Source organism: Pseudomonas sp. R38(2017), assembly GCF_002112395.1.
Taxonomy (GTDB): Bacteria; Pseudomonadota; Gammaproteobacteria; order Pseudomonadales; family Pseudomonadaceae; genus Aquipseudomonas.
Genome location: NZ_NEHN01000001.1, coordinates 638,839 through 657,816 on the forward strand (window position 1 = coordinate 638,839; position 18,978 = coordinate 657,816).

At 61.0% G+C, this 18,978-nt stretch carries 16 protein-coding genes; 9 read left to right on the top strand and 7 right to left on the bottom strand.

Going from position 1 to position 18,978, the window contains the following annotated elements:
• Window positions 1-23: 23 nt before the first annotated feature.
• The gene (locus CAF87_RS03085; RefSeq protein ID WP_085730585.1) at window positions 24-1,271 is read left to right on the top strand and encodes a winged helix-turn-helix domain-containing protein; all 1,248 of its coding nucleotides are present in this window, start codon (window positions 24-26) and stop codon (window positions 1,269-1,271) included.
• On the opposite strand, the gene CAF87_RS03090 is transcribed toward CAF87_RS03085, so the two are convergent.
• Window positions 1,268-2,614 (bottom strand): class II 3-deoxy-7-phosphoheptulonate synthase, encoded by a 1,347-nt coding sequence (locus tag CAF87_RS03090; protein WP_085730586.1) that lies wholly within the window; start codon window positions 2,612-2,614, stop codon window positions 1,268-1,270. The genes CAF87_RS03085 and CAF87_RS03090 overlap by 4 nt on opposite strands.
• Window positions 2,615-2,764: 150 nt before the next feature.
• On the opposite strand from CAF87_RS03090, the gene CAF87_RS03095 reads away from it, so the two are divergent.
• Window positions 2,765-3,520, top strand: coding sequence for a spermidine synthase (locus CAF87_RS03095; RefSeq protein ID WP_085730587.1), 756 nt, complete (start codon window positions 2,765-2,767; stop codon window positions 3,518-3,520).
• Between the two features lie 3 nt (window positions 3,521-3,523).
• On the opposite strand, the gene CAF87_RS03100 is transcribed toward CAF87_RS03095, so the two are convergent.
• Window positions 3,524-4,315 (bottom strand): crotonase/enoyl-CoA hydratase family protein, encoded by a 792-nt coding sequence (locus CAF87_RS03100; RefSeq protein WP_085730588.1) that lies wholly within the window; start codon window positions 4,313-4,315, stop codon window positions 3,524-3,526.
• Window positions 4,316-4,737: 422 nt separating this feature from the next.
• On the opposite strand from CAF87_RS03100, the gene CAF87_RS03110 reads away from it, so the two are divergent.
• On the top strand, window positions 4,738-6,411 hold the full coding sequence (locus tag CAF87_RS03110; protein ID WP_007955707.1) for a DEAD/DEAH box helicase: 1,674 nt from the start codon (window positions 4,738-4,740) through the stop codon (window positions 6,409-6,411).
• Between the two features lie 92 nt (window positions 6,412-6,503).
• Here CAF87_RS03110 and CAF87_RS03115 read toward each other — a convergent pair whose 3' ends face one another.
• Window positions 6,504-7,271 carry a class III extradiol ring-cleavage dioxygenase gene (locus CAF87_RS03115; RefSeq protein WP_085730589.1) on the bottom strand — a complete coding sequence of 256 codons (768 nt, stop codon included), beginning with the start codon at window positions 7,269-7,271 and terminating at the stop codon, window positions 6,504-6,506.
• 102 nt (window positions 7,272-7,373) lie between these two features.
• On the opposite strand from CAF87_RS03115, the gene CAF87_RS03120 reads away from it, so the two are divergent.
• Window positions 7,374-8,030, top strand: a complete 657-nt coding sequence (locus CAF87_RS03120; protein WP_085730590.1) for a thiopurine S-methyltransferase — start codon at window positions 7,374-7,376, stop codon at window positions 8,028-8,030.
• 54 nt (window positions 8,031-8,084) lie between these two features.
• Here the strand turns inward: CAF87_RS03120 and htpX are convergent, their stop codons facing one another.
• Entirely contained in the window at window positions 8,085-8,972 is an 888-nt protein-coding gene (gene htpX / locus CAF87_RS03125) for a protease HtpX (protein ID WP_085730591.1), read from the bottom strand.
• 304 nt (window positions 8,973-9,276) lie between these two features.
• A complete protein-coding gene (locus CAF87_RS03130) occupies window positions 9,277-10,488 on the bottom strand; it encodes a pyridoxal phosphate-dependent aminotransferase (protein WP_085710751.1) in 1,212 nt (403 codons plus the stop codon).
• Window positions 10,489-10,713: 225 nt separating this feature from the next.
• Between CAF87_RS03130 and msrB the strand changes: the two genes are divergently transcribed.
• The 3 genes from msrB (at window position 10,714) to CAF87_RS03145 (ending at window position 12,154) form a co-directional block, all read left to right on the top strand.
• Complete coding sequence (gene msrB, locus CAF87_RS03135; protein ID WP_085730678.1) at window positions 10,714-11,109, top strand: peptide-methionine (R)-S-oxide reductase MsrB; 396 nt, start codon at window positions 10,714-10,716, stop codon at window positions 11,107-11,109.
• Window positions 11,110-11,210: 101 nt separating this feature from the next.
• Window positions 11,211-11,696, top strand: a complete 486-nt coding sequence (locus CAF87_RS03140) for a glutathione peroxidase (RefSeq protein WP_085730592.1) — start codon at window positions 11,211-11,213, stop codon at window positions 11,694-11,696.
• Window positions 11,693-12,154 carry a MarR family winged helix-turn-helix transcriptional regulator gene (locus tag CAF87_RS03145; protein ID WP_085730593.1) on the top strand — a complete coding sequence of 154 codons (462 nt, stop codon included), beginning with the start codon at window positions 11,693-11,695 and terminating at the stop codon, window positions 12,152-12,154. Before CAF87_RS03140 ends, CAF87_RS03145 begins: the two co-directional genes overlap by 4 nt.
• Here the strand turns inward: CAF87_RS03145 and CAF87_RS03150 are convergent.
• Window positions 12,138-14,459: a response regulator gene (locus CAF87_RS03150; protein ID WP_085730594.1), complete on the bottom strand. Its 2,322-nt coding sequence runs from the start codon at window positions 14,457-14,459 to the stop codon at window positions 12,138-12,140. The two genes, CAF87_RS03145 and CAF87_RS03150, sit on opposite strands and share 17 nt — an antisense overlap.
• A gap of 166 nt (window positions 14,460-14,625) precedes the next feature.
• Here CAF87_RS03150 and CAF87_RS03155 point away from each other — a divergent pair, with 166 nt between their 5' ends.
• A complete protein-coding gene (locus CAF87_RS03155) occupies window positions 14,626-15,516 on the top strand; it encodes an ATP-binding protein (protein WP_085730595.1) in 891 nt (296 codons plus the stop codon).
• A complete protein-coding gene (locus CAF87_RS03160) occupies window positions 15,513-15,995 on the top strand; it encodes a GAF domain-containing protein (RefSeq protein ID WP_085730596.1) in 483 nt (160 codons plus the stop codon). The genes CAF87_RS03155 and CAF87_RS03160 overlap by 4 nt, the downstream gene beginning before the upstream one ends.
• Here CAF87_RS03160 and CAF87_RS03165 read toward each other — a convergent pair whose 3' ends face one another.
• The gene (locus CAF87_RS03165; protein WP_085730597.1) at window positions 15,996-18,941 is read right to left on the bottom strand and encodes an HD domain-containing phosphohydrolase; all 2,946 of its coding nucleotides are present in this window, start codon (window positions 18,939-18,941) and stop codon (window positions 15,996-15,998) included.
• Window positions 18,942-18,978: the final 37 nt, after the last annotated feature.

Consider the following 18,978-nt stretch of genomic DNA (forward strand, 5'->3'; position numbering starts at 1 on the left):
TGCGAGCAGCCATGGAGGTACACATGCCCGCGACTTTGTCCTTTTCCCTTAAACAGGCTCGACGTCTGGCACTGGCTGCCCAAGGGTTTCACGGGCGCCAGCCGCCGGCTGTCAAAGCTCTGCACGTCAACCGGCTGATCGAACGCCTCGGCCTGTTGCAGATCGACTCCGTCAACGCCGTGGTGCGCTCGCACTACCTGCCGCTGTTTTCCCGTCTCGGTTCTTATTCTGCTGACTTGCTCGACCAGGCTGCCTGGAGTTCGGGGCGACGTCGTTCGCTGTTCGAATACTGGGGTCATGAAGCGTCGTTGCTGCCGCTGTCGATGTACCCGTTGATGGGCTGGCGAATGCAGCGGGCCAGGCGTGGTGAAGACATCTATCAGCAACTGGCGCGTTTCGGCCGCGAGCAACAGGACACCATTCGCCGGGTGCTGGCGTCGGTCGAGGAGCAAGGCGCATTGGGCGCCGGCAGTCTGTCGACCCGCCAGGAAAAGGCTGGACCGTGGTGGGACTGGAGCGCGGAAAAACATGCGCTGGAATGGCTGTTTGCCGCTGGCGAAGTCACCGTGGCCGGGCGCCGTGGGTTCGAGCGGCTGTATGACTTGCCGGAGCGGGTGATTCCGGCTTCTGTGCTGCAACAGCCGTTGCCCGATGAGGCCGAGGCGCAGCGCGGTTTGCTATTGCATGCAGCGCAGACGCTGGGTGTCGGCACGGAAAAAGACCTGCGCGATTACTTCCGCCTGAACCCTTCCGATGCCCGCCCGCGTCTGGCGGAGATGGTGGAAGACGGGCAACTGCTGACCTGCGAAGTTGCTGGCTGGCGCCAGATTGCCTACTGCCTGCCCGAGCCGAAAATCCCGCGAAAAGTCGAGGCCAGCGCATTGCTGTCGCCGTTTGACTCATTGATATGGGAGCGCAGTCGCACCGAGCGGCTGTTCGATTTCCGCTATCGGCTGGAGATTTACACGCCGCCGGATAAACGTGTTTACGGCTATTACGTGCTGCCGTTCCTGCACAACGAACGGATTGCTGCGCGGGTCGATCTGCGCGCCGAGCGGGCGGCGGGGCGGTTGACGGTGCATGCCGTACACGAGGAGGAAACGGGACTGGACGAGGCGGGGATGCTGGCCTTGGCGCTGAATCTGCGGCGGATGGCAGATTGGCTGGGACTTCAGCAGGTGCAGCTTAATTGTCAGCGCGAAAGTGCCGACCGGTTGCGGGTGGCGTTGGCTCAAGTCGAAAACGACCGAGCCAACGTCATCGCGATTTAGCGTTTGACCTGTTTCAGCGTCTCGGCGATCAAGAATGCCAGTTCCAGCGACTGATCGGCGTTCATCCGCGGGTCGCAATGGGTGTGATAGCGATCCGACAATCCATCTTCAGTGATTGGCCGCGCGCCACCGATGCACTCTGTGACGTTCTGCCCGGTCATCTCGATGTGGATGCCGCCGGCGTAGCTGCCCTCCGCTTCGTGAACCTGGAAGAACTGTTTCACCTCACCAAGGATCTGCGCGAAGTCGCGGGTCTTGTAGCCGCTGCTGGCCTTGATGGTGTTGCCGTGCATCGGGTCGGAACTCCACAGCACCTGCTTGCCTTCGCGCTGCACCGCGCGGATCAGCGCCGGCAGGTGATCGCCGACCTTGTTCGCACCCATCCGCGCAATCAGGTTGAGGCGGCCCGGATCGTTATCCGGGTTGAGCACGTCGATCAGGCGGATCAGGTCGTCGGGGTTCATGCTCGGGCCGACTTTTACACCGATCGGGTTGTTCACCCCGCGCAGGAACTCGACGTGGGCGCCGTCGAGCTGACGGGTACGGTCGCCGATCCACAGCATGTGCGCCGAGCAATCGTAGTAGTCGTTGGTCAGGCTGTCGCGGCGTACGAAGGCTTCTTCGTAGTTCAGCAGCAGCGCTTCGTGGGCCGTGAAGAAACTGGTCTCGCGCAGTTGCGGCGAGCTGTCCATGCCGCAGGCACGCATGAACGCCAGGGTTTCATCGATGCGGTCGGCGAGGTGGCTGTACTTCTCGGCCAACGCCGAGTTGGCGATGAAATCGAGGTTCCACTTGTGTACCTGATGCAGGTCGGCAAAACCGCCCTGGGCGAAGGCGCGCAACAGGTTGAGGGTCGCGGTGGACTGGTGATAGGACTGCAGCAGGCGCTCCGGATCCGGTACGCGGCTGGCCGAGTCGAAACCGATGCCGTTGACGATGTCGCCCCGGTAGGCCGGCAGGGTCACGCCGTCGATAGTCTCGTCGTTGGCCGAGCGCGGCTTGGCGAACTGGCCGGCCATGCGCCCGACTTTCACCACCGGGCAACCGGCGGCGAAGGTCATGACGATCGCCATTTGCAGCAGCACTTTAAAGGTGTCGCGGATCTTGGCGGCGGAAAACTCGGCAAAGCTTTCCGCGCAGTCGCCGCCCTGCAACAGGAACGCCCGGCCCTGGGTGACTTCGGCAAACTGACGACGCAACTCGCGCGCTTCGCCGGCAAACACCAGCGGCGGATAGCTGGCCAGCGTCTGCTCGACCTGGCGCAGGTGCGCGGCGTCGGGGTATTGGGGTTGTTGCTGGATCGGCAAGGCGCGCCAGCTGTCAGGGCTCCAGGGTTGGTTCATCACGGTCTCTAAGGTTCTACGCACGGACGGCCATGTTAGCAGCAATTAGTGCGTGACCTGCTCCCGCCGCTTCGCCGACAATCGCCGCTTTGCCACGGCGCCACAGCGGTGCCATCGCGTCACCGCGCCCGGTGACCACCAGGAGATGAAATGACTGAGGAGCGCGTCGAGCTGTTGCTCGCCGAGGTACAGGATGAGTTCGGCGTGATTCGCGTGCTGGAAGTGGCCGACTACCGCTTTCTGGAGTTCGGCGATGCGATCGAGCAAAGCTGCGTGTTTACCGCCGACCCGAGCTGGCTGGAGTACGACTACACCCGGGCAATGCTGATTGGCGCGCTTTGCCATGAGCAACCGGAGAGCGCGTTGTTTCTCGGGCTGGGCGCGGGGACGCTGACCCAGGCCTGCCTCAAGTTCCTGCCGCTGGAAGATGTCGAAGCTATCGAGCTGCGCCCGGACGTGCCGCGTCTGGCTATCGAATACCTCGGGCTGGATGACGATCCGCGTCTGTACATCCGCGTTGGTGATGCAATCGAACTGTTGCCGACGGCCGAACCCGCGGATCTGATCTTCGTCGACCTCTACACCGATGTCGGCCCGGGCGCCGCGCACCTTGCGTGGAATTTCCTCGGTGACTGTCAGAAACGTCTGAATCCCGGTGGCTGGCTGGTGATCAACCAGTGGGCCACCGATGACGGAAAACCTCTGGGGGCGGCGCTGTTGCGCGGGCTCTATCACCGGCATTACTGGGAACTGCCGGTGAAGGAGGGCAACGTGATTCTGATCGTGCCGGCGGATCTCGATCAGGTGCTGGACATGCAGGCGCTCACCGCGCGAGCTGAAGCGCTTGCGCCGAAGCTGGGTTATTCGCTGGCGTCGTTGATCAAGGCAATTCGCCCGGCAACCTGAGCCTCAAATGCCCTTGAAGACCCCCGGTCTGCGCTCCACCAGCGAACGCACACCTTCTTTGGCATCCTCGGTTGCCAGCAATTTCTTCACCAGCGGCGGCAAGCTCTGCGCCGCGGCGGTCTCGCCCTCATAGCGCGCCTGACGCGCCGACATCAGCGTCGCCTGCACCCCCAGCGGCGCCTGTCGGGCAATCCGTTCGGCCAGTTCGATGGCGCGCGGCAGCAAGTCTTCGCTGGCCATGACTTCCTGCACCAGACCCAGGCGCAACGCATCATGGGCATCAAATTCGTCGCCGGTCAGCAGCCAGCGCATGGCATTGCCCCAGCCAGCGACCTGGTGAAAGCGTAACGTCGCACCGCCGAACGGAAAGATCCCGCGCTGTACTTCCATCTGGGCGAACCGGGTATTGCTGGCGCACAGGTTGATGTCGGCGGCGAGCATCAGCTCGATGCCGATGGTCAGGCAATAACCCTGCGCGGCAACGATCACCGGTTTGCTGACCCGTGGCCCGACGAACACTCCCCACGGATCGCAACCGCCGGATGGCACCTGCCAGCCTTGGGCCAGGGCGGAACTGGCATTCACCAGATCGAGCCCGGCGGTGAAGTGCTCACCATGCCCGAACACCACAGCCACCCGCGCATCGCTGTCGGCCTCGAATTCACCGTAGGCCAGGGCCAGGTCATTGAGCAGATCCAGATCGAAAGCATTGCGCTTGGCTGCACGGTCCAGACCAATCAAATGGACGTGACCGTGGCGCGCACGGCTGACGCGGCCGGGGCAGGGCTGATTCATGGGTGTTTCCTCGGACGGAAAGAAAGGGTGCAGCGACCAGATGCCGCACATCGGTGAATCGTTTAAGTGCCATCGCCCGCAGGGCCGGGGTCTTTGAAAAATAGACCTTTGCCCGATTATCCGCAAAACCCCGTTACACAGCGGTGACAACTGTATTTCACCGATAAAAAAAGCTCCCTTTTTGGGCAAATTCCGGTATAGTGCGCGCCGGCCTTTAACCGGGCCGCGTTTAGGTAGCGCAATTCCCCGAAGTCAGCTTCGGCTGCACGTCCGCACTGCGGGCTCTTCCTTGACGATTCTTTTTCATTCATTCGTTTTCGCAAATCCCCGCCGACAAAGCTGCCAGGGCGACTCTTGAGTCTCAACACGGCATGTGCAGCTTTGGAGCATGGGTCTTTGCGGATGCACTTAGAGGCAGACCCATGACCCAGGAAATCGGCGGCTTCGCCGCTCTTGAACTTCATCCCAATATTGTCGCTGCAGTAGTCGCTACCGGCTATGAAGAGCCTTCGGCCATTCAGCAGCAGTCGATCCCGATCATCCTCGCCGGTCACGATATGATTGGTCAGGCGCAAACCGGTACCGGTAAAACCGCTGCCTTTGCCCTGCCTATCCTGCACCGCATTGATCCGTCCAAGCGCGAGCCGCAAGCTCTGATCCTGGCCCCAACTCGTGAGTTGGCGCTACAAGTTGCAACCGCTTTCGAAACCTACGCCAAGCAAATGCCGGGCGTAACTGTTGTGGCTGTCTACGGCGGCGCGCCGATGGGCCCACAATTGAAAGCAATCCGTAATGGCGCACAAATCGTTGTCGCCACTCCGGGCCGTCTGTGCGACCACCTGCGTCGCGACGAAAAAGTGCTGCAGACCGTGAACCACCTGGTTCTCGACGAAGCAGACGAAATGCTCAAGCTGGGCTTCATGGACGACCTCGAAGTCATCTTCAAGGCCATGCCGGAAACCCGTCAGACCGTATTGTTCTCGGCGACCCTGCCGCAATCGATCCGTGCCATCGCCGAGCGTCACCTGCGCGATCCAAAGCACGTGAAGATCCAGAGCAAGACTCAGACCGTTACCGCGATCGAACAGGCTCACCTGTTGGTTCACGCTGACCAGAAGACCTCTGCCGTTCTCAGCTTGCTGGAAGTGGAAGATTTCGACGCTCTGATCATGTTCGTGCGCACCAAGCAAGCGACCCTGGATCTGGCCAGTGCTCTCGACGCCAAAGGCTACAAAGCCGCAGCGTTGAACGGTGACATCGCCCAGAACCAGCGTGAGCGCGTTATCGACTCGCTCAAGGATGGCCGTCTGGACATCGTTGTGGCGACCGACGTTGCCGCCCGTGGTCTGGACGTTCCGCGCATCACCCACGTGTTCAACGTGGACATGCCGTACGATCCGGAATCCTACGTGCACCGTATCGGCCGTACCGGCCGTGCCGGTCGCGAAGGCCGCGCGCTGCTGCTGGTGACGCCTCGTGAGCGTCGCATGCTGCAAGTGATCGAGCGTGTAACCGGTCAGAAAGTTGCCGAAGTACGTCTGCCGGACGCCCAGGCCGTTCTCGATGCCCGCATCAAGAAACTGACCAACAGCCTGTCGCCGCTGGTGGCTGACGCCGAATCGACTCACGGTGATCTGCTGGATCGCCTGACCGCCGACATCGGTTGCACCCCGCGTGCCCTGGCTGCCGCTCTGCTGCGCAAGGCCACCAATGGTCAGGCGCTGAACCTGGCAGCGATCGAGAAGGAACGTCCACTGGTGCCGAACAGCGCTCCACGTGGCGACCGTCCTGAGCGTTCCGGTGATCGTCCGGACCGTGGTGATCGCGAGCGTCGTGCTCCGATGCCGCTGGGCGAAGGCCGTGCTCGTTGCCGTACCGCGCTGGGCGCGCGTGACGGTATCGCGGCGAAAAACCTGCTGGGCGCCATCCTCAACGAAGGTGGTCTGGCACGTGAAGCCATCGGTCGCATCCAGGTGCGTGACAGCTTCAGCCTCGTCGAGCTGCCGGAAGATGGTCTGGACAAGCTCCTGACCAAGCTGAAGGACACTCGCGTTGCCGGTAAGCAGTTGAAGCTGCGTCGCTACCGCGAAGATTGATCCGCCCTTGGGCTGATTGATCGAACATAAAAAAATCCCCGACTGGTTCGGGGATTTTTTTTGCCTGCGATTTGAGCTGGGAAATGAGCGCCTCAGCCGAAACGGTAGATGTCCATGCCCAGCGCGCCCATGGTGAACCCTTGGTGCGCAATGCTGAAATCACCGCCGGCGCCGCGGGCGAAGTACAGTGGCAACAGATGTTCATCGCTCGGATGGCTGCGCACGGCGTTAGGCGCTTGCTGGCGGTAATCGTGCAGGGCGACTTCATCGTTGGCGGCGAGCTTGTCGACTATCCAGTCGCGGAATTCCCGGGCCCACGGCTCGACACTTTCCGGGCCGGCATGCCAGTCCAGTTCACGCAGGTTGTGGGTGATGCTGCCGGAACCGATCAACAGAATGCCCTGGCTGCGCAGACTGGCCAGCGCCTGGCCGACCCGGGTCTGCAACATCGGGCCGCCACGGCTGGGCAGGGACACCTGAACTACCGGGATATCGGCTTGCGGATACATCAGCGACAGCGGTACCCACACCCCATGGTCGAACGGTCGTTGCGAGTCGAGACGCGCGGGCAGGTTGTTGACGATCAGCAGTTCGGCGACCTCTTGCGCCAATTGCGGATTTCCCGGTGCCGGGTACTGCACTTCAAACAATGCACGGGGGAAACCGCCGAAATCGTGCCAGGTTTCCGGTTGCGGATGGCTGCTGACCAGCAACTCATGGCTTTCCCAGTGGGCGGAAACGATGACGATGGCTTTCGGGCGTGGCAGTTCGGCGGCCAGGCGCGCCAGGGCCGGGCCACTGGCGCCGGGTTCCAGTGCGAGCATGGGTGAGCCGTGAGAGATAAACAGGCTGGGAAACATGGAAGGGTTCCTGAGCGTTAAGATGGTTCATCTTCAGTCAGTTCATTGATCTAATTCCAATATAAGTTTTAACGCTTTTTGATCGAATTCTTAGGAGGAACCATGCAGCCGGAGTTTTGGCACAAGAAGTGGGAATCGAACCAGATCGGCTTTCACCAGCCCGAGGTGAACCCGTATTTACAGCGGCATTGGCCCGATCTGAGCATCCCGGCGCAGGGGCGTGTGCTGGTGCCGTTGTGCGGGAAAAGCCTGGATCTGTTGTGGCTGGCTGGGTGTGGGAATCGGGTTCTCGGCGTCGAACTGTCGCAGAGGGCTGTCGAGGATTTCTTCCGTGAGCAGCAATTGCAGCCGCAGCTCAGCGAAGAGGGCGGCTTCAAGGTTTATCGGGCCGGGGCGATCGAGTTGTGGTGCGGGGACTTCTTCGCCTTGTCCGCGAGCGATGTGGCCGATTGCACGGCTCTGTATGACCGTGCGGCGCTGATTGCCCTGCCGCCACCGATGCGTGAGCGCTACGCGACGCACTTGCAGAATATCTTGCCGGCGGGCGTACGCGGTTTGCTGATCACGCTGGATTATGATCAGGCGCGAATGCCCGGGCCGCCGTTTGCGGTGGAAGATGCCGAGGTGCAGCGGCTGTTTGGTGGCGACTGGCAGGTACAGGCGCTGGAAGAACAGGACGTATTGAGCGAAAGCGGGAAGTTCCTGGAGGCAGGAGTGATGCGCCTGGAAGAGCGGGTGTACCGGTTAACTGGTCGGTAACAGGCACAAAAAAGGCCCGCATCACTGCGGGCCTTTCGTTTTCAGCCGGGATGATCAGCCGCGACGACGCAGGGCGTCAATACGCTCTTCCAGCGGCGGGTGGCTCATGAACATGCGTGCGAACCCTTGTTTGATGCCACCGTTGATACCAAATGCGTTCAGGGTGTCGGGCATGTGCACCGGCAGGCCCTGTTCAGCACGCAGGCGTTGCAGGGCGTTGATCATCGCGCCGGTACCGGCCAGGCGAGCGCCGGCGTCGTCGGCACGGAATTCCCGTTTGCGCGAGAACCACATCACGATTGCGCTGGCCAGAATGCCCAGAACCAGTTCGGCGAAGATGGTCGCGATGTAGTACGCGATGCCCTGGCCTTCCTCGTTCTTGAAGATCACCTTGTCCACGAAGTTGCCGATGATCCGCGCGAAGAACATCACGAAGGTGTTCACCACGCCCTGGATCAGTGCCAGGGTGACCATGTCACCGTTGGCCACGTGGCCGATCTCGTGGGCCAGAACGGCCCTCACTTCGTCTTCCTTGAACCGCTCGAGCAAGCCCTGACTCACGGCGACCAGCGCGTCGTTCTTGTTCCAGCCGGTGGCGAAGGCGTTCGCTTCGTAGGCCGGGAAAATCCCGACTTCGGGCATCTTGATCCCGGCTTCGCGGGACAGTTGCTCGACGGTTTGCAGCAGCCATTGTTCGTGGCGGGTGCGCGGTTGAGTGATGATTTGCGTACTGGTGCTCATCTTCGCCATCCATTTGGAGATGAACAGCGAGAACAGCGAACCGGCGAAACCAAAGACCGCACAGAAAACCAGCAGCTGACTGAGGTTGAGGTCAACCCCGTTGGCCGCCATGAACCCGTTGAAGCCGAACAGGCTCAGGGTGATGCTGGCTATCAGCACGACCGCCAGGTTAGTGGCCAAAAACAGCAGGATGCGCATCATGGTTGTAGAAATCTCCTCAAGCTAAAGATGTAGCGTACTGCGGGGTATATAAGGTGCGGCACCGGGCGATTCAACCGAGTGACTATTTCAAACTGTGTCCTACATCGGATTCTCCGGTGTGCGGGACAATTCCTACCCCCGGAGACGACATGGATGACAGTCGTCCGCTACCCACGACCGTTGCGTCAGGCACGTGTGATCGGTACGAGTCGACAGTGTAGAAGGCGTACGGAAGGGGGCTGGGCAGAAGTGTTGCTGAATCAGACAGTGCGCAACGAAAAGGTCGTTGCGCACTGGTGGGTGGTTACTGACGGTAGGACTTGAGGAAGTTGCCGATACGTCCGATGGCCATGTCCAGGTCATCGACACGAGGCAAGGTCACGACGCGGAAGTGATCCGGCCACGGCCAGTTGAAGGCCGTACCCTGAACCACCAGCAACTTCTCGGACAGCAGCAGGTCAAGGACGAATTTCTCGTCGTTGTGGATCGGGCAGATCTTCGGGTCGATCTTCGGGAATGCATACAGGGCACCCATCGGCTTCACGCAGCTCACACCGGGAATGTCGTTGAGCAACTCCCAAGTGCGGTTGCGCTGTTCCAGCAGGCGACCTTGCGGCAACACCAGGTCGTTGATGCTCTGATAGCCGCCGAGGGCGGTCTGGATCGCGTGCTGGCTCGGCACGTTGGCACACAGGCGCATGTTGGCCAGCATGTCGATGCCTTCGATGTAGCTGTGGGCGTTGTGTTTCGGCCCGGAAATGGCGATCCAGCCGGAACGGAAACCCGCCACGCGATACGACTTCGACAGACCGTTGAAGGTCAGGCACAACAGGTCCGGCGCGAGCGAAGCGGTGCAGATGTGCACGGCGTCGTCGTAAAGGATCTTGTCGTAGATCTCGTCGGAGAACACCACCAGGTTGTGCTGGCGGGCCAGTTCCAGCATGCCCAGCAACACTTCCTTCGAATACACCGCGCCGGTCGGGTTGTTCGGGTTGATGATCACCATGGCTTTGGTGTTCGGGGTGATCTTGGCCTTCATGTCCGCCAGATCCGGGAACCAGTCGGCGCCTTCGTCGCACAGGTAGTGCACCGCGTTACCGCCGGCCAGGCTCACCGCAGCGGTCCACAGCGGATAGTCCGGCGCCGGCACCAGCACTTCGTCGCCATTGTTAAGGAGTGCCTGCAACGACATCACGATCAGCTCGGAGACACCGTTGCCCAGGTAGATGTCTTCGATGCCGACACCTTCTACCTGCTTTTGCTGGTAGTACTGCATCACGGCCTTGCGGGCGCTGAACAGGCCTTTGGAGTCGCTGTAGCCCTGGGCGGTCGGCAGGTTACGGATCACATCCTGGAGAATTTCGTCCGGCGCTTCGAAACCAAAGGGCGCCGGGTTGCCGATGTTCAGCTTGAGGATGCGATGGCCTTCCTCTTCCAGGCGTTTGGCGTGCTTGAGCACTGGGCCGCGAATGTCGTAGCAGACGTTGGCGAGCTTGTTCGATTTGCTGAACTGCATGGCGATGTGATCCCGAAAATGAACGATCCAGGCGGCGAATGGACAACCGTGCTGGGAATCCTGCGTCTTCACACAGGCAAGCGTCTTGAGCGGCGGTTTCCAATAATCCGTTTGAATGCGCAGGATCCCGCTGCCAGACTGGCGTGTGACGAGGCGCAATCATACGTGCCGCCCGATCCGTGGAAAAGGTACAGATCGGGCTTTTTCAGCCGCTGAGGTGTGATGATGGAAAAGATAGAAAAGACCCTGGAGGAATGGCGCGCGATGCTCGACCCTGAGCAATACAACGTGTGTCGTCTCAGTGCCACCGAGCGACCGTTCTCGGGTAAATACAACGCCACCAAGACCGACGGTGTCTATCACTGCGTCTGCTGCAACGAGCCGCTATTCGATTCCAAGACCAAATTCGACTCCGGTTGCGGCTGGCCTAGCTTCTACGCGCCGATCGGCGAGAGCGCCATGACCGAAATCCGCGACACCAGTCACGGCATGATCCGCACCGAAGTGAAATGCGCCCGCTGCGACGCTCACCTCGGCCACGTATTCCCCGATGGCCCGCCGCCGACCGGCCTGCGTTACTGCATCAACTCGGTGTGCCTGGACCTGGTGCCGCGCGAATAGCCGATGCGGGCGATCCACGGATCGCCTTTCGGATAATTAAATTGCACACAATTCAATTGCTCGCTATTTTTACAGCTTCTCAACTTTCCAGAGTGCGCACCATGAGCGATAACCTGCTGACCATCCCGTGCACCACCATCAAGGGTGAGCAGAAGACCCTGGCCGATTTCGCCGGCAAAGCGGTGCTGGTGGTCAACACTGCTAGCAAGTGCGGCTTCACCCCGCAATACAAGGGTCTTGAAGAGCTCTGGCAGACCTACAAGGATCAGGGGCTGGTGGTGCTGGGCTTTCCGTGCAACCAGTTCGGCAAGCAGGAGCCCGGCAACGAGGGTGCGATCAGCGAGTTCTGTGAGCTCAACTACGGCGTCAGCTTCCCGCTGTTCAAGAAGATTGAAGTAAACGGTAACGGTGCGCATCCGCTGTTCGTGCAGTTGAAGAAGCGTGCGCCGGGGGTACTGGGTTCCCAAGGCATCAAGTGGAACTTCACCAAATTCCTGATCGGCAAGGACGGCCAGTTGGTCAAGCGCTTCGCCCCGGCCACCAAGCCGCAGGATTTGAGCCGTGAGATCGAAGCCCTGCTCAAATGAACGAACTGTCAGCCGATGCGCTGAAGCTCGACAGTCAGTTGTGCTTCAAGCTGTACGCCGCGTCCCGGGCAGTGATTCGTGCCTACAAGCCGATGCTCGATCAGCTTGGCCTGACCTACCCGCAATACCTGGCGATGCTGGTGTTGTGGGAATGGCAGGAAGCGGCGCCTGAACAACCGACCGTCAAGGCGTTGGGTGAGCGTCTGGCGCTGGATTCCGGGACGCTGACGCCACTGCTCAAGCGTCTGGAGCAACTGCAACTGGTGCAGCGCCAACGTTCGGCGCGGGACGAGCGTGAGGTTCACCTGAGCCTCACGCCTCAGGGGCAGGCGCTGCGCGAGCAAGTCGGGCCATTGAAGGAACGGTTGCTGTGCGACAGCGGCGTGGACATGGATCGGCTCAACGAACTGCGCACCGGGCTTGACCATCTGCTGGGGCAAATCAAAGCGTTGTCGTAGTCGGTATCCACTGATCCAGCAGTGCGGCCAGTTCTTCGCGACGAAATGGTTTGGCCAGATAGTCACTCATACCAGCAGCCCGGCAGCGTTCGCGTTCTTCAGACATGGCGTTGGCCGTCAACGCCACGATCGGCAGGTGCGGCCAGCGGCCGCTCTGACGGATTTGCCGGCTCGCTTCGTAGCCATCCATCACCGGCATGTTGCAGTCCATCAGCACCAGATCGAACTCGTGGTATTCCAGTTGATCCAGCGCTTCTGCGCCATGGGCCGCCACCACCACTTCGCAACCGAGTTTACCCAGCATGCCCTTGGCCACCAGTTGGTTGACCGGGTTGTCTTCCACCAGCAACACTCGCCCGCGACGCTGTGACGGCACGCTTTCAAGCCGCCCGCGGTCGATGGTGGTGATGTCCGGTTGCAGGGTTCTGCGCAGATTCTGATACAGCGCATTGCGAGCCAGGGGGCGAGCCTGCTGTTGCAGCGGGGCGAGGGCGGCGGCTTCTTCGCCCGGCAGGAAACTGCCGTAAGCCGTCACCAGCAGAATCGGTGCGGTCATGGTCGGCCGCAGGCCGAACAGGCATTCGGGGCAATCCGTGATGATGATGTCCGGTGACGGGCCGAGCAGTGACGCTTCAATCGTGCGCTGTTCGTACGACAGGCCCCAGACCGGCAACAGACTGCTCAGCAGCTCTGACAGGCCGCTGGCCGCCGTGGTGATGGCAAGCACGCTGCCATGCAGTTGTGCCGGAATGACCGCGCGGGTGTGGCAGGGCAGTGGCAGTTCGGCACAGAACTGGCTGCCGAAACCGACTTCGGAGCTGATCGTCAGTCGCCCCTCCATGGCTTCGCACAGGTTGTAGGTCAGCGCCAGGCCCAGTCCGGTGCCGCCGTACTGGCGGGTAATACCGGCCCCGGCCTGGGTGAACGGCTGGAAAATCTTGACCTGGGCCTCCTGGGCAATGCCGATGCCGGTATCGCATACCTCGATGCGCACGCCATCCTTCCAGGTCGACAAACGCACATCGACCCGACCAAAACGGGTGAACTTCAGGGCGTTGGACAGCAGGTTACTGACGATCTGCCTGACCCGTGTCGGGTCGCCGAGCACCAGCGCCGGAAAGTGCGGATCGATCAGGCACGTCAGCTCGACACTCGGTGCCGCATTCTGCGAAAGCAGGTTGGCGGTGTCTTCGATCAGCGAGCCGAGGTCGAACGGGATCTGTTCCAGCTCCAGTTGCCCGGCATCGAATTTCGACAGGTCGAGAATATCGTTGAGCAACTCCACCAGCACTTTGCCCGAGTCGTGGGCAATGGACAGTTGTTGCTGTTGTTCGCCATTGAGCGGGCCGTCGAGGGACAGCGCGATCATGCCCAGCAGGCCGTTGAGCGGGGTGCGGATCTCGTGGCTCATGTTGGCAAGGAACGCCGAGCGCGCTTCGGCCATGTCCAGTGCAGTGCTGCGAGCGACCTCCAGTTCTTCGTTGGACTGGCTGAGGCGGGCGTTGATCGCTTTGAGTTCGGCGGTGCGCGCCGACACGATATCTTCGAGTTGGGCGAGGTAGTCGGTGAGGCGGTTTTCCGCGGTGCGCCGTTGCTGGATTTCCGTGGCGATGTTCTCGAACTGCTGGTTGGCGACCTTCACCAGCACGCCGATCTCGTCGTTGGCGTGGCCACTCGGACATTCAAGAGTGGTCGGTTCGGCACTGCGCGGATCGCGCCCGCTGAGTTCACGGATCACCCGCACCAGCGGCTTGGTCAGCATCACGTAGAACAGTGCCAGCAGGATGCCGGTCAGAATCAGGCTGCGGGCAAAACCATTGAGCAGCGTGACTTCGGCCCGACGCAGGAAGCGGCTGCCGAAGGCATAGGTGTCGACTTCCAGGCTCAGGGTACCGAGGGATTCGTTGGGCAAGTGGTCGAGATAGAGCCGATCTTCGAACTCGCGTTTGGCGCCGAACAGGAAGTCGCTGATCAACCGATAGCCGCTTTGCAGCTCCGGGCGCTTCACGCTGGCCAGTACCGTCTGATTGTTGTCGGTCAGTTGTGCGGAAATGATGGCCGGCGAGCGCAGCAGGCCCAGCGTGAGTTCCTGGGCCAGCTCGGCATCGATGTTATAGGCGATACGCGAGGCCGGGTTATGGCTGATTTCCAGCAAAGACAGGATTTCACGGTTGATGGACGCGTCTTCACTGGCATAATCGATGCCGATTTGCAGCAGGCTGAGCAGCGTGCCCAGAATGAACCCGACCAGCACGGTAAGCCGGGCCTGTTTGTACGACAGCCGGTGGGTGAATTTGATATCCATGGGGTGTTGAACCACTTCCGTTTCCCTTCGCTGCTCAAGCATAGTCGATCATGTATGGATACCGTGGTTCCCGAATCGCCTTGTAACAAGGGCCGGGGCGGGTGTCGAACGCTATTGGTCGTCGCTGTATCGCCATCATTACTGTGAACCAGCCCGAGGAGAAGACGTGGATTCCCGATTGAATGCTTTTCTTGAGCGCGCCGAATCGGTTCTGGCGCGGATCGAACCGCTGCTGCCGGCGCCACGCCCGGTCATCGACTGGGGCACTTGCCTGGCCGCACGCTGGCAGCGTGACGGTCACAGCGGCTATCTGCTGCCGCTGGAAGTCAGCCTAGACATGCGTCTGTCGGACTTGATCGGTGTCGATCGGCAACTGGAGCAATTGGGCCGAAATACCCAACAGTTTCTCGACGGCATGCCGGCCAACCATGCGCTGCTCTGGGGTTCGCGCGGTACCGGTAAATCCTCACTGGTGCGGGCGCTGCTGGCCGAACACGCCAAGGCTGGTCTGCGCCTGATCGAGATCGAGCGCGATCACCTGGCGGATCTGCCGCGGGTGGTGGAGCAGATTGCCAAACTGCCGCAACGATTCGTCCTGTTCTGCGATGACCTGTCGTTCGAATCCGGCGAAGGTGATTACCGCGTGCTGAAAAGCGTGCTGGATGGCTCGCTGGAGCAGGCGCCGGACAACGTGTTGCTGTACGCCACCTCCAACCGTCGCCATCTGGTGCCGGAAAAGGAAAGCGACAACGAAAACTGGAAGCGCGTCGATGGCGAACTGCATCCCAGCGAAGCGGTAGAAGACAAGATCGCGCTGTCGGATCGCTTCGGCTTGTGGCTGTCGTTCTATCCGTTTACCCAGGAACACTTTCTCAATGTCGTCGAGCACTGGATCGGCCAGTTGGCCGCCAAGGCCGGCCTGAGCTGGCAACGCGACGAACAACTGGACATTCTTGCCGTGCGCTGGGCGACCGGCCGTGGCAACCGCAACGGACGTTGCGCGTACCAATTCGCCCGTTACTGGGTGGGACTGAAATTGCTGGAGCACAAGGCATGATTGATTTGCAACAGAGCGGCCAGGGCCTCGAAGGCTATGGCATGTTGGCCGCGCAACTGGAGTCGCTGCTGGCGGACGAACGCGATTTCATCGCCAACGCCGCGCAGTTTTCGGCGTTCCTGTTCAACCAGCTCGATGATCTGAACTGGGCCGGTTTTTACCTCAATCGCAATGAAGAACTGGTGCTCGGCCCGTTCCAGGGCCAGATCGCTTGCGTACGCATTCCGTTCGGTCGCGGTGTGTGTGGCGCGGCGGCGGCCAGTCTGCAGACACAACGGGTCGAAGACGTTCACGCGTTCCCCGGCCACATCGCCTGTGACAGCGCGTCGAACAGCGAACTGGTGGTGCCGCTGGTCAAGGACGGTCGTCTGATCGGTGTGCTCGACCTCGACAGCCCGAAGCTTTCACGTTTCGGTGTAGACGATCAGGCTGGTATCGAACGACTGGCAGCGATCTTCCTGCGCCTGACCGACTGCTGATCACGCCGCAAGCCCCGCCTTGCGCAGCACGCCGGCAGGGTCGACCGCATCGATCTGTTGCGGATCGAGGAAACGACTGGCGTACTGCAGATAAAGGCCTTCGCGAATGAACAGGCCGAACAGTTCGGCATCGATGTGCGCCTCGCGGCACATGGTGGCCATGATCCCCAGCGCTTCGCTGAGGGTCTTGGCCTTTTTGTACGGGCGGTCGGCGGCGGTCAGCGCTTCGAAGATGTCGGCAATCGCCATCATCCGTGCCGGCAGGCTCATTTCTTCACGTCTCAAGCGTTTCGGGTAACCGGTGCCGTCCATTTTTTCGTGATGGCCGCCGGCGATTTCCGCCACGTTGTTCAGATGCCCGGGGAAGGGCAGATGGCTGAGCATCAGAATCGTCTGCACCATGTGATGGTTGATGATGTAACGCTCCTCTCGGGTCAGGGTGCCGCGAGGAATGCTCAGGTTGTACAGCTCGCCGCGGTTGTATTTGTAGCGCGGGACGTCGAGTTTGAACCCCCACGGGTTGTCCTCCGGAATCAGTTCGCTGTCGGCGCGTTCGAGCAGGTGTTCGGGCTTGTCGGACAGTAACTTTTCGCTGACCGGCAGGAGGGGCGCCGATGTGCGTGCCTGACGCCGGTTTTCCTCCCATGAAACGCCCAGGCGGTCATCCAGTGTGCGTGTCCAGGTGCGCTGTGCAATGCCCTCAAGACGCCTAAGATCGGCGTCTGCCATTGCTTCACTACCCAGATTGCAGCGTGCTACGAAACTGAAATCATCATCCAGAGCTGCCAGCGTCGTGTCGCGCAGGTTAGCCAGGTTTCGCTCGTCGCCACCTGACGCCAGGGCTTGCCAGTAGCTGATCCAGGCATCGCGCTTGAGCACTTCGAACCGGGTGCGGATTTCATGAATGCGATCGTTCAGGGTTTCCAGTTTGGTGGCTTTGTCGACGACGTATTCCGGCGTCGTGACCTTGCCGCAGTCGTGCAGCCACGCGGCGATGTGCAAGGCTTCCCATTCGTCCTCACTGGGCTGGTAGTCGCTGAAGGCGGGGGCCTCGCTGGCCGCTGCGGCGTGGGCGAGCATCAGGGTCAGTTCCGGCACGCGTTGGCAATGCCCGCCGGTGTAAGGGCTCTTGGCATCGATGGCGCCGGCGAGCAGTTGAATGAACGCATCGAGCAGTTGTTTCTGTCGGGCTTGCAGGCGCTGGCTTTCGATACTCACCGCCGCCGCACCGGACACCGCTTGCAGGAACGCAATGCGGTCGGGCCGCAGCTTCTCCAGGTCGGCGGGGGTGCCGCTGTCGTTGATCAGCAACACCAGTAATCCGATTGTTTCGTTGTGTTGGTTGTGCAGGCGGATCCCGATCAGGTGGACGCGCGGCGTGTCCATGGCCAGCAGAACCTTTTGCAGGTCGGCGGCCTGTTCGAAGCCGAGGTTGCTCACCACGTTGTCGGCATGCGCCAGTTGCTCGAACCAGGCGGGACCCTGCGCGGTGTCAAGGTTGTGGCCTTGAATGTCGAACGCTGCCAGTGGCTGGGAAGTGCCGTCGACCACGAGCCCGTAAGGCTCCATGCGGTTGCCATCACTTTCACGCAGGTAGATCAGGCCCACCTGGGCCTGGGCAATTTGCACCGTTTCGAACAACACCCGTTGCAGCAGCGGGGCGAACCGGGTTTCGGCGGTCAGGCTGTCGGTGATGCGAAAGAAGCTGGCCAGGGTGTCCTTCATCCGCGCCATCGACAGGCTCAACTGGTCAACCTCCAGCACCGGCGAGCGACGGGTCAGGGGAAAGTTGAAATCGAAGCTGCGGATGGCATCGGCTTCCTTGACCAGTGCATGCAGCGGCTTGACCAGAATTCGCGAGATCAGCCAGCCCAGCGGCAGGCAGAGCAACAGGGTGGCGAGAGTAATCAGCGCACCTTGCCAGCGCATGCGATAGGCATCGACCAGCAACTCGTCCTCTGGTACCAGCAAGGCCATCTGCAAACCTTTCGGGCCGCCTTCCTGCAGACTGCTGCGGGCGACGATCCAGCGTCGTCCGTCAGCCTTCAGCCGATTGCCCTGATGCCCGCCGGACAACAGGGCATTCAGGCTCGGGCTCAAGTCGGCCGCCTTGGCCAGGCGCGCGGTACGATCATCGACGATCAGCCGGCCGCTGTCGGGATACGCCACGGCGTTGCCATCGACGTCGAAGAGGACGATTTCTGTCGCCGGCGTCACAACATGCTTGGTCAGGGTTGCCGACAGCGCGTCGAGGGTCAGATCGGCAGCGATCACGGCATGCTCACCGCTACGCTTGGCGAGGGTCGTGCCGACATTGTGGGTGGAAAAGAACACGTAGGGTTCGGTAGTGATCTGCTCGTTCTGTTTTTGTGCGCCGATGTACCAGCCTCGGCTGCGCGGGTCGTAGGCATCGTCCGGATTGTCGTGTCGACCGACCGGTGATAACGCCTGATCGAAGAACAGCGATTGCGATCTGACGCTGCCATTGGCGTCATGTTCGATGCTCCAGACTTGATACGCCGCCGCGCCCGGAGCTTTCAGCAGCGTTTTGAGTGATGCACTGCGCAATGGGCGCACCATGAAAAAATCGCCGTTGTCGTAACCCAAATACAATGAGGCCAGGTCCGGGTTGTCCGCGAGTGACTGGCTGAACGGCTTGAGCAGCGCCAGGCGTTGTTCGAGGACAAAGGTCTGGGTTCCCGGGTTGTCCGCGAGCAGGCTCAGCAGGTGCCGGATCGGCGAATAGGTCGATTGCAGGTCGACGCGTACATCCTGTTCGATGCGTTCGAACAGTTTCTCGCTGCTTGACAGAATGATCTGTGTCGTCTGGCGGTAATTGAATAGCCCCAGCACGACTCCTGTGAGCAACAGCAGAAAGGTGAACATCACGCTAATGTGCACGTGCAGAGGAAACCGGCGTTGATCCGGACGCAGTGGGCTGGGCATTGCGGGCTCTCCGTGTTGGTAAACACACTGCTCAGCG